This is a genomic window from Blastopirellula sp. SH421, assembly GCF_057808535.1.
Genome location: NZ_CM173712.1, coordinates 3,294,841 through 3,305,606, shown reverse-complemented (window position 1 = coordinate 3,305,606; position 10,766 = coordinate 3,294,841). Strand labels below are relative to the sequence as shown.

The 10,766-nt window shown below is 54.2% G+C and carries 9 protein-coding genes; 2 read left to right on the top strand and 7 right to left on the bottom strand.

The features are described 5' to 3' along the window. Nucleotides 1-267: 267 nt before the first annotated feature. A complete protein-coding gene (locus SH421x_RS13815; protein WP_488856352.1) occupies nucleotides 268-1,113 on the bottom strand; it encodes an MBL fold metallo-hydrolase in 846 nt (281 codons plus the stop codon). A gap of 155 nt (nucleotides 1,114-1,268) precedes the next feature. On the opposite strand from SH421x_RS13815, the gene SH421x_RS13810 reads away from it, so the two are divergent. Next, entirely contained in the window at nucleotides 1,269-3,578 is a 2,310-nt protein-coding gene (locus SH421x_RS13810) for an efflux RND transporter permease subunit (protein WP_488856350.1), read from the top strand. 44 nt (nucleotides 3,579-3,622) lie between these two features. Here the strand turns inward: SH421x_RS13810 and phnX are convergent, their stop codons facing one another. The 5 genes from phnX to SH421x_RS13785 are packed head-to-tail and all read right to left on the bottom strand — an operon-like array spanning nucleotide 3,623 to nucleotide 8,553. After that, the gene (gene phnX, locus SH421x_RS13805; protein ID WP_488856349.1) at nucleotides 3,623-4,438 is read right to left on the bottom strand and encodes a phosphonoacetaldehyde hydrolase; all 816 of its coding nucleotides are present in this window, start codon (nucleotides 4,436-4,438) and stop codon (nucleotides 3,623-3,625) included. Continuing rightward, nucleotides 4,428-5,636 (bottom strand): TIGR03364 family FAD-dependent oxidoreductase, encoded by a 1,209-nt coding sequence (locus tag SH421x_RS13800; protein ID WP_488856347.1) that lies wholly within the window; start codon nucleotides 5,634-5,636, stop codon nucleotides 4,428-4,430. The genes phnX and SH421x_RS13800 overlap by 11 nt, the downstream gene beginning before the upstream one ends. A 25-nt stretch (nucleotides 5,637-5,661) precedes the next feature. After that, nucleotides 5,662-7,008: a DUF5690 family protein gene (locus tag SH421x_RS13795; RefSeq protein ID WP_488856346.1), complete on the bottom strand. Its 1,347-nt coding sequence runs from the start codon at nucleotides 7,006-7,008 to the stop codon at nucleotides 5,662-5,664. A 35-nt stretch (nucleotides 7,009-7,043) separates the two neighbouring features. Beyond that, a complete protein-coding gene (locus SH421x_RS13790) occupies nucleotides 7,044-7,499 on the bottom strand; it encodes a transthyretin-like family protein (RefSeq protein ID WP_488856345.1) in 456 nt (151 codons plus the stop codon). 37 nt (nucleotides 7,500-7,536) lie between these two features. Beyond that, nucleotides 7,537-8,553 (bottom strand): DUF1559 family PulG-like putative transporter, encoded by a 1,017-nt coding sequence (locus SH421x_RS13785; protein WP_488856344.1) that lies wholly within the window; start codon nucleotides 8,551-8,553, stop codon nucleotides 7,537-7,539. 320 nt (nucleotides 8,554-8,873) lie between these two features. On the opposite strand from SH421x_RS13785, the gene SH421x_RS13780 reads away from it, so the two are divergent. Then, on the top strand, nucleotides 8,874-10,085 hold the full coding sequence (locus SH421x_RS13780; protein ID WP_488856343.1) for a XylR family transcriptional regulator: 1,212 nt from the start codon (nucleotides 8,874-8,876) through the stop codon (nucleotides 10,083-10,085). Nucleotides 10,086-10,107: 22 nt separating this feature from the next. Here SH421x_RS13780 and SH421x_RS13775 read toward each other — a convergent pair whose 3' ends face one another. Next, nucleotides 10,108-10,749 (bottom strand): ATP-binding cassette domain-containing protein, encoded by a 642-nt coding sequence (locus SH421x_RS13775; protein ID WP_488856342.1) that lies wholly within the window; start codon nucleotides 10,747-10,749, stop codon nucleotides 10,108-10,110. Nucleotides 10,750-10,766: the final 17 nt, after the last annotated feature.

Below are 10,766 nucleotides of genomic sequence, written 5' to 3'. Positions count from 1 at the left end.
GCTAGCGGTTTTCATTTGCGTTCACGCATCGAAACACCCATGATTACACAAGATGGGGTAAATGCAACATTCTCACAGGATACGACGCCTGATTTTTCTACCCGAATGGGCCGTCCGACAGCACACCCCCCGCCAGGACAGGGAGTGATTTCGGAGTAGGGCGTCATGAACCGCTTAGAATTTGGGAATTCGGCTGTTAAAACCGCGATGAAGTTCAGCCGGTTTCGTCCACTTAATTCGGATGCGAATCAAATGGCGACGAGAAATTTAGAGATTTTCACGTAATTCGACTGGCAAAAACTCGCGACGAGGGTGGCGCTCGATCCGACTGACCGGATTGTAACGATCATGATTCCAGACGACCCAGTATCCTCGATCGGCCGCATGGCCAAACAGTTCTAGCTTCACTTTACGAGACTGAGCCAAATCCAAATCATAAGAAGTGCACCACATTCGCCGCACATGCGCGACCGTGGGCGCCACATCTCCCAGAAAGATCAGCCCCTCGCCGGCCGAGGTAATTTCAATTGCTTGATGTCCGCGGGTATGTCCGCCGGTCTGAATCACACGCACTCCCGGCACAATCTCGTGCGAGCCGTCGACCAGCAGCAAGCGTCCTTCGTTGGCCAAAGGGAGAAAATCATCACGGTGATAGCCGCCAGAAAATTCAAGCGTATTCGAATTCGCGTCCTCCCACTCTTGTTTCTGGATGTAATAAGTAGCCGAGGGAAAGGTCGCGGCAGTACTTCCTGCTAGCCGGGTTGTGGCTCCTCCGGCGTGGTCCCAATGCAAGTGACTGAGAATGACGATGTCGATCTCTTCCGGAGCGACCCCCAAAGCCGCCAGCTCGGTTAGCAACGGCCAGCCAGGCTCTAAGCAATGCGACTTGCGATCCAGTGGAGACATTTTATCGCCATGTCCAGCGTCGATCAGTACAGTGTGGGTGGGGCTGCGCGCTAACACGCAATTCATCGCCAAGGGAACACGGTTGTGTTCATCAGCCGGAGTGATCGCTTGCCAAATCGATTTCGGCACGACGCCGTACAAGATGCCGCCATCGTGCAGAAATCTCCCTCCAGACACCAAGTCAATTCTCCAGTCGCCAATCTGCATAATTCATCGCCGTCAATTCTGCGGGGTAGTTGTCATCGCAAGAGATTCATCCTATTTCAAGGACCTTTGATGTGTTATGCTCATTCGTCAAAAACTACCCGCATTGCCGCTTTTCTCTGTATTTCCGTCGTTGTTAACCTTTTTTACAAATAGCTATGTCGTCAACTTCCTCCACTTCTTCGTGGCAAGATCGATACGGTTGGCTAATCATCGCAATTTTTCTGCTGGTGACGCCGGTTTTGACCTACGGCGCCAAAGGGGCGTGGGATAGCATCAAAAATCGTGTCGAAGACTGGCTGCCCGAATCGTTCGAAGAGACTCAACGCCTGCTCTGGTTCTATCAACAGTTTGGCACCGACGAATTGTTGATGATCAGTTGGGAAGGTTGCACGCTAGAAGACCCCCGCTTAATCGCTTACAAAACGGAACTCTCCCAGCTTGATACCAGCGGGCCGGAGCCGATCGAGTGGTTCGGAGAAATTGTTACCGGCGTTGACGCACTCGATTCGCTGACCGCCGAACCACTGGAACTTAGCCAGGACGATGCACTTGCGCGGATGGAAGGTTGGCTGATCGGAGCGGATCACCGACAAACCTGCCTCGTCGCCATCGTTTCGAAGGCAGGCGAAGAGAATCGAGCAGGCGCTGTGGAATATGCTTATCGCTGCTCGGATCAAATCGCAGGCTTATCGCGCGAAGATTTGATTATTGCTGGCCCCACCAGCGATGGAGTCGCCGTTGATGAGGCGAGCAAGAACTCATTGGACATGCTCAATCTGGGTTCGTTCGCCGTTTGCATCACTATCATGTATATCGGTTTTCGCAGCATCCGCGCGACGATGATCGTGTTTCTGATCGCGATCTTTTGCGAACAGCTCAGCATGTCGATCATGTACTTCAGCGGTCAAGCGATTGATTCGGTGTTGACCTTGGTCGCCAATCTGACCTACGTACTTAGCATTTCATCCGGTGTTCACCTGGTGAACTACTATCGCGAGTCGCTCGCCGATCGCTCGCCGAAAGAGTCGGTCGGTTGGGCGCTGCGCGCCGCATTGACTCCTTGCTTGCTCTCAGCCGGGACCACGGCTATCGGCATGTTGTCGCTTACGATCAGCCAGATCCGGCCGGTGACCAACTTCGGAATGTACGCCGCCGCTTCAATTGGCGCCGGCTCAATCGTCTTACTGATACTAGCGCCTGCCGCTCTCTACAAGTTTCCGGTTGATCCCAAAATCTGGCACGATCCCAACCATGGGCCGCGTTGGCTGCACGTGTTTTGGGACAAGCTTTCGGTTGGGATCGATTCGCTGCGTTGGGTAATTTTTCTTGCAGCGCTCGCGTTGATCGCCGTTTGTTTCGTTGGCGTAGCAAAAATTAAGACGTCGGCGCAGTTGCACGATTTGTTCTGGCCCGAAGCGAAAATCATCCAGGACTACAACTGGCTGGAAGCCTATGTTGGCCCCTTGGTGCCGATCGAGATCGTTCTGCAAATGCCTCCCCGGTCAGAAATCAACCCGCAGGGGCTGAAGCTCGACGAGCAGTTTTTTGTCCTCGACCAGGCACAACAGGCGGTTGCAAACGTCGAAGGCGTTGAAGCTTCGATGTCAGCCGCCACGTTCGCGCCCCAATTTCCCGATCCCATGCAACGCGGAATTATCGCGATCACGCGCCGCAGTTCGTTTCGCAAGATCCTGGAAAGTCGACTGGATCAATATGTGGACATGAACTATCTCAGCTATGAAGGGGGCAATTACCTGTGGCGTATTAGCGCTCGCGTACCCGCCGGCGATCGATTGCACTATGGTCAATTAATGGATCGGGTCAAAACCAGCATCAATAAGGCCCTGGTCGACCATCCCGAAATCAAACCAATCTACTCTGGTTCGGTCCCGCTGATCTTTAAAGCCCAGTCAGAGATGCTGAACGACTTGATTAAGAGCTTTGCCTTGGCGTTTGTCATGATCGCCGCGATCATGATCATTTTGCTCCGCAATTTATTCACCGGTTTCTTTAGCATGGTCCCCAACATCCTGCCGACGCTGATCGCCTTTGGCACGATGGGCTGGTTAGGCATCCCGGTTGAAGTCGGATCGTTGCTGACTGCCAGCGCGGCGCTGGGAATCGCGGTTGACGATTCGCTGCATTACATCAGTTGGTTCAATAAAGGGCTCGCCGCCGGCGTCAATCGCCGCGAAGCGACGCGTTTGGCGTACGAACATTGCGGCGCCGCGATGATCCAAACTTCGCTGATTTGTTCGTTTGGCCTATTAGTCTTCGCGCTTAGTCCCTTTACGCCGATCTCACGGTTCGCCTGGATGATGTTTTCGCTGCTGTTGATCGCACTGCTTTGCGATCTGTTTATTCTGCCGGCGATCTTGCTCTGCTTTTCACGCGAGAAAAAATCGCCGAACGCCGCAGAAAGCTTGAATACAGCCTCGCAGGCGGCGGTTAATCCAGCGACTTAAACGCATGACTCCCACGCTGCGGCGCCGCGGTTTGGCTCCACCGATTAAGGACGCTGTCCAGCTGCCAACAGCCGATCGATCTCCGACAGCACATCCGGCAGGTCTGCAACGCTGCGGACAAAGAAGTGGGGCTTCACACTGTCGAACCGCGACTTAATGAGTTCGCGACGCTCCGATTTCTCCGCGTCGCTCAACGCTCCGTATTCTTCCAGCGTCAAACCCATCTCATTACCAGTATCGGTCACGGCTACCGTCCATGTGCCGGCGGCTTGACCTGCGGCGATTCCGACCGGCGTGTCATCGACCTTGACGATGCACGACATCGGATAGACGTTGATTCGCTGCGCGATCTCAAACAACATCCACGGAGCAGGACGCCCTTGACGAACTTCGTCGGAACAAATCTCGGCATCCGGCGAATAGCCTTGTTGTTCGGCGGCCGGAGTCACCACGCTCATCAGCTCACGGGTATAGCCAGTCGTTCCGCCGATCGCGATCTGACGCGAACGCAACGTTTCGACCAGTTCGATGACGCCTGGGATGATGTCGCAATGGTTGGAGAGCACTTCTTTTTGAAGCGGTAGAAATTCGCTATAGAGCGTATCGATATCGCTATCGTCGGGGGCGGCGCCAAATTTGGCGGTCCATGCTTGATTGACTTCCGGCATCGCCAAGACGGCGGCAATATGATCGCGTTTGGCTAATCCCATCGGTTCGCGGGCTTGTCGCGGAGTAATCTCCAGCCCCTTTTCGACAAAGACACGGCGAAATACGCTAGCCGGCGCGCAACAACCAAAATCGACCACGGTTCCGGCCCAATCGAAAACGACCGCTTTTACTTTTAACCCATTAACCGACATGAAACGGCGCTCCTATCTTTGCACTGATCGTTTGCTCGTTGATCAGTTTGCTGATCACCTCTTCCGCTACACCCATTGATAACGTCATCCCGGCGCCGCCGACGCCGTTGACGATCGTCACGCCGGGTTTCGGATGCTCAAACACCATCGGCTGTTTGCTGCTCTTTGCATAGTACCCATGCCAGCGCTGCTGGATGTTCCAATGGGGCAAACGGATAATTCGCTGCAACTCGCGTAGCATCAGCAACTCGATTTCGGACTGATCGAACGGTTCAATCTCGTCGCCATATTGATGCGAGTCCCCCAGCACAACTTCCCCTTCGTCGGTTTGCGAAGCCATGACGTGAATTCCAAACTGATCCAGTTCCGGGGTTTCACGCAACACGCGTTCGTTGAGCGCTTGCAGCGAATCGCAGATCCGAAACGCTTCGTAATGCCGTAGCGTCAGCCCACCGGCCAAATGGGGACCAATTTTAAAGTCCTGGGCCTGGGTTGCAGTCCGCAACATTTGCAGCTTGCAGTTGAACAGCCCCGCCGCTGCATGCTCTTGCGGAAATAGATTGGCGAAATCGGCGCCGCTGCATACGATGGTATGGTCGGCCAACCAACGACGCCCATCGGCAGTTTCCAGCTCTCCTTCGCCAACGCGAACAACAGTCGCGCCAAACTCAATCTTGACGTCAAATTGATCCATCAAAAAGCTGGGAATTGCAGCGACTGCCACGCGGGGATTCACGCGTAACTCAGAGGTACTCCAAAGGGCGCCGATCAATCCTTCTGGATTTGCAGCCGGAGTTTTCTGATGCACGGTCTTAGCCGAGATCAATTCGGTTCCGTAGTCGGCCCCTTGCTTGGATTGAAATTCTTCTAGTACGGCCCATTCGTCGTCGCGAAACGCCATGTGCAGCGATCCGCATTCATGAATGGGAATGCCGGCTTGCGGCGCCAAATCGAGCCACAGTTGGCGACTTTTCATGGCGGTTTCCCACAGCCCGAGCTTGGTCTGGCCAACCGGCCAGATCATCCCAAAATTGCGAATCGACGCACCGCTTCCATAGGGTCGGCGATCGAGGATCAGCACGCGTAGCCCACGCTGCGCCGCACGCCAGGCATGCGCTAGACCGACGATGCCTGCACCGACAATCGCCAAATCGTAGCGCTCGCCACTCAGGTTCTTCATTGTTTGATGTGCGTCCACTTGATTGTTTCCATCCGAGAAAGTTTCAGACAACTTCCGCCGCCTGGGAGTTATCGACCACTACTGTCGACGAAGCAGGGGAACTCGCCGCATCTTCGCTGCTGACGTCTGGCCGACGCAAAAAGAAATAGCCGCTCGACACAAGCGCGGCGAGTCCGACCACCGCTAAGAGCCAAGAGAAGTTCATAAAGAAGCCGACTCGCGTCGAGTGGGCTGCGTAGAAGTCTTTGTACAGCATCACCAAAATTGATCCCACATAGCCAAATGAATCCGCAAGATAAATGCCAAACACCGCAGTCCCGACCGAGCGCGTTGAAGCAAGCAAGCGCTCAAATAATACTGCGTTATACGGCACATACGCCAGATAACCGCCGAATCCGATGGCGACCATCCAAGTCAAGCCATCCATCCATCCCAACGCCACTGCCGTGGTAGCGGCGCCAATCAAAAGGACGCCCAATAACATCGCGCCGTAGATCGCCCACAAGCTCACGCGATGTTTTTTGATCATGATCAGCGCGGCCAGCAGACCTGTGACCACAAATGCGATCGGCATTTCGATCCAGGTAAAGATTCCCACGACCTCACCGTATCCGATCTCGGTGACAATCTCTTTACCAAAGTTATCGCGAAAATCACGAAACGCAGAGAGGATCGCGTAAAAGAAAAACAGGGGAACCAGCCCCACCCAGTATTGTCGCAGAAATAAGGTTCGATCTGTTTTACGCATCGATTTTCGCTCGGAACGATCCTCTTGATCTCCGGCGCTGGGATCTGGCAAGCGCTCCAAAAACCAGACAGCAAAGAAAAATGGGATCAAGAACGTGGCCCCCGTCACCGCCGGCATCCAAAATTGATCGACCCCAAACTCCATCCAACGGAGTCCGGCGTCTTTCATGACACCGCTAGAAATGATGAACGAACAGCAGAGCGCCGCCAAGAGAAAATCCGATGACTTGCGACCTTCCAAATAGCGAACAACCAAACCCCAGATCATTCCCAATGGAAGCCCATTGAAAAAGATTGCCGCCACTTTCCAATCTCCTGGCACAATCGCAAACAAGACCAGCGCCAGTTCGGCCCAAACGATCAAACCGATCAACCAGAACGCGCGACGCTCGCGAGCGACCTCGGTGCAGAACCGCACGCCGATAAATTTCGACAACGCGTAGCCCAGCACTTGACTAATCACCAGCGCCGTTTTTAATCCGATGGCGCCCCCGAGAAAGTAGAGCCCTTCGTACTCGGTCGCGGTGAACGGCTTGCGAAATGCGTACATGCAAAAGTACGTAGAGAAGGCAATCGCGGCCGCCGCCAGAGTTCCGCGCCATCGCAGGGCGCTGGCGCTATTGCTGTTTGCCGTTGAGTTCATAGCCGAAACAACTTTCGCCGCCTAAGACGATTTGCCTAGTTAAGATTTCCCTGAGGAAATGAAATATCGTACTCAAAATCTTCAATCGGCACCCTGGTCTTCACAGGGCTTTTCGTCGGATCTCGCAAAATGGCAGGCGCCAAGTCAATCGCATCCATCTCGGAGGATTTGACGTCTGTTGGCAGATCCTGACCATTCCTGAGCGCCGGTTTTGAGAAGGTGACGACACATTGGCGAACTTCACCCAAATGAACGTTCTGCACTTCAAAAATCCCGTCCGCAGAAGTTGCGGTCGAAAATAAAAATTGATCTGGTTTTTGCTCATCCCAGAAGGTGACTTCTACCCCTTCTCGGGGTGCGCCATTCAATGAAACGCGTCCTCGAATCCGGTTGCCTTCCGCTTGTCCGCCGCAGCCGGCCAACACGATTGCCGCCAAACAAACTCCGCTGCTGATCCACCAGCGAATCAGCGGTTGATGTTTCGATTTCATCTTCACTTCGCCTCCCCCCGCCACAGGTGCGTGTTAGTTAATTGTCTGAAATGACTTCGCTGCCGTTACGGGTCCCGTATCCCTTACGAGTCACCGCATCGGCAGTTTCGGCCAAAAAGCGAACCGAACCATCGGTCAAACAGAACATCGCTCCGCCTGGGTGCATGCTGCTATAGCCAAATTCATACTCGCTAAAGCCGGCGGCGCCAGGATCGACCTTCGGCAGATTGATCCCAACGCCAAGCGTGCCCAACATTTCTGACCAATCTTCTGGCACGTCCGAGTCATCCCCGCCGATATACCAATGGTCCTTTTGGGCCGCGGTCCCGTTGGCTTTGTCTTCGCGAGCTCCGGTGCTTTTTGGGTCAGGGACTGCTTCCCCAAAAGCGACAGTGTTGGAAGTACCGTCAACAACAGCGGCAAAATTGAGCGGTTTAAAATTTCGGAACAGACCATTGAGATCCGTTCCAGCGTTCTTGCCCCAGTAGTCTTGCGATTGGCCCGAAACATAATCTGTGGTCAACGTCCCTGAGCAATTTCCCAAGTAGCTGGCCGGGACCCTGTTTTGCACCGTCCAATTGTCGGTTGATGTGTCTTTGACGTTCTTCTCCAAAGGCGCCGAAGGGCATCGAAATGCTTCGAGCACTGTCTCGCAAGCTGCAATATTGCGAGTCGTTGCGCTGGTGCTGGATAACGTGGCTCCACTGGTCCCCGCGCCGCCAGAAGCGAAGTTGGCGGAATCGGTCGTTATTGTAATTGCTTCGTAAAGATTGTTCTGTTCTATGAACGGCAGCATCCGCGCGCTCCAGTGTGCTCCCACTTCATCACTGGTCGAATCGCGCTGGTCGCTGGCTGCCGCCGGAAAGTCGCCAAACGTGTCATGATGGTTGTGCAGCGCCAACCCTAACTGCTTCAGATTGTTGGTGCAGCTCATCCGACGAGCCGCTTCGCGCGCTTGCTGTACAGCCGGTAACAACAACGCGATTAATACCCCAATTATCGCAATCACCACTAATAATTCGACTAACGTAAAGCCGCGCACTTTGTGTGTCATGATCGGTCCGCTCCAAACAGTTCAAGTGAAGAATCAATCAGGATATAAGGGAGGCTCAGCAGGGCGCCGTTCTTCATTTTTTAACGTCTCGGCTTCTCTGCTGTGTCGCTATGTTAGCTGCCCAAGCAAAACCCAGACATGACAATACGCGCATAACTATTGACAATATGCACCCAGGGTTTACGCTCTCGTAACAAGAATTACGTAACCGATTAACAAGCGAACCAATCGCTCTTTGGTAATTCCGCTGACTGTTGTTTGTGTCGTTCTTTCCGCCGCAACTCGTCTTATTTCTTCACAATTCTCATGCTGGAGTTCCCATGACTAGCTCATTGCTAGGCGTTCCTGCACGGCGCTCGATCGCGTTGATCGTTCAGACCGCGACCGAATGGAGTCGTGAAGTGCTTCGCGGAGTAGCCGACTACGCGAATCAACAGGGAGGTTGGGACTGCTTTATCGAACCGCATGGTTTTTGGGACGAGATGCAGTTGCCGTCAGACTGGCTAGGGCATGGCGTCATTGGTCGCTTGACCAATCCAACGCTGGTTCGTTCAATCGCTCGGCGAAAACTGCCCTGCGTCAATGTTTCGTGGTCACGCGAACACTCCGTTCGCTTTCCGAATGTCGTGTCGGATCAAGCGGCCTGCGGGCGAATGGCGGCGCGTCACTTTGTTGATCGCGGCTTTCGCAACATCGCCTATGTCGGCGCGGCCCCTCACATGGGATACGCCAGCGTGATTGAAGATACAATTCGCGAAATCGTCGCCGACGAAGGAGGTGAACTCCACAGCTTTCAATACAGTCCGCAGCGCACCATGATTCGTGAACACGGTATTCGCGCTGACAAGGCTGGCTTACAGCGATGGTTGCTAGAACTTCCGAAACCGGTCGGGGTCATCGTCTGGAGCGCGATCATAGGTCGCTCGGTCATGACGATGTGCGCCAATGCGACCATCGAAGTGCCGGATGACGTAGCCATCCTGTGCGTCGAGCATGATTCGCTCATGTCCGCGCTAGCCCCCGTCGAACTATCGAGTCTTGATCAGGCTGGCCGAACCGTTGGCTACAAAGCGGCGGAATTACTCGATCGCTTAATCCAAGGGGAACCAGCGCCAGAGCAACCCATTGAAATTCCACCGCGCGGCGTCGTCGCACGACGGTCATCAGACGCAACCGGATTTCAGGATGAAATTGTCACCGCAGCCCTGAAGTACATCCGCGATCACGCCGACGAACCAATCCAAATTCATGACGTCGAAAAAGCGCTCAGCGTCTCGCGTCGCGTGCTAGAAAACCGCTTCGAAAGATTGATCGGGAGATCCCCGGCCGACGTCCTACGCCGCGTTCGAGTCGAACGGGCAGCCGTGCTATTGCGGGATACTGAACTATCGATACCCGAAATCGCGTTTCGATGTGGTTTCAATCACCCCGAATCATTTATTCGTTGTTTCAAACGGATGATGGACGACGTGCCAAGTCACTATCGACGCAGCAACCGCCAAGGTCAACTTCACGCTAACAACGACGGCTAGTCACAGCCCTCAGAACTGACTATTACTCTGTGGAAATTACGCCTTCGCGCAACCAGAAGGTTCGTTCCGCCATTTGTTCGACCAGCTCCGCTGAATGGCTCACCAGCACAATCGGCGTCGCAAACTCTTGCGCGATTCGTTTAACATAGTCGGCGATTCGCGTTTGCAGCGCCGGTTCGACGGACGTTAACGGTTCGTCTAACAACAACAGTTCCGGTGAGCTGACCAGCGCCCGAGCGAGCGCCACACGTTGCTTTTGTCCGCCGCTCAAACTGCTGATGCTGCGAGTTAGCAGCTCGCCAATCTCCAACGTTTCGATCGCTTTCTCGAAGAGGGCTGGGTCACCGCGACGACGCGAAAAGCCATAATTAAGATTACTTCGCACGTTGAGATGCGGAAATAATCGCGGCTCTTGAAACATTACGCCAACACGACGCATCGCCGGCGCGACAAATCTCTTTTGCTCTACATCTACCCAGGTTGCTGCGCCGCAATGGATGACGCCTGACTGTGGTTGCAACAATCCGGCGATCAACATCAAGACGGTTGTTTTACCGCTACCCGAGGCGCCGCACAGCGCCGTCACATGCGAATCAGACTCTAGCGACGCTTGCAGTGAGAATCCTTGCGAGTACCGAAAAGTACAGTTCAGCGACAAAGCCATACGTTGCTCAGAGGGGG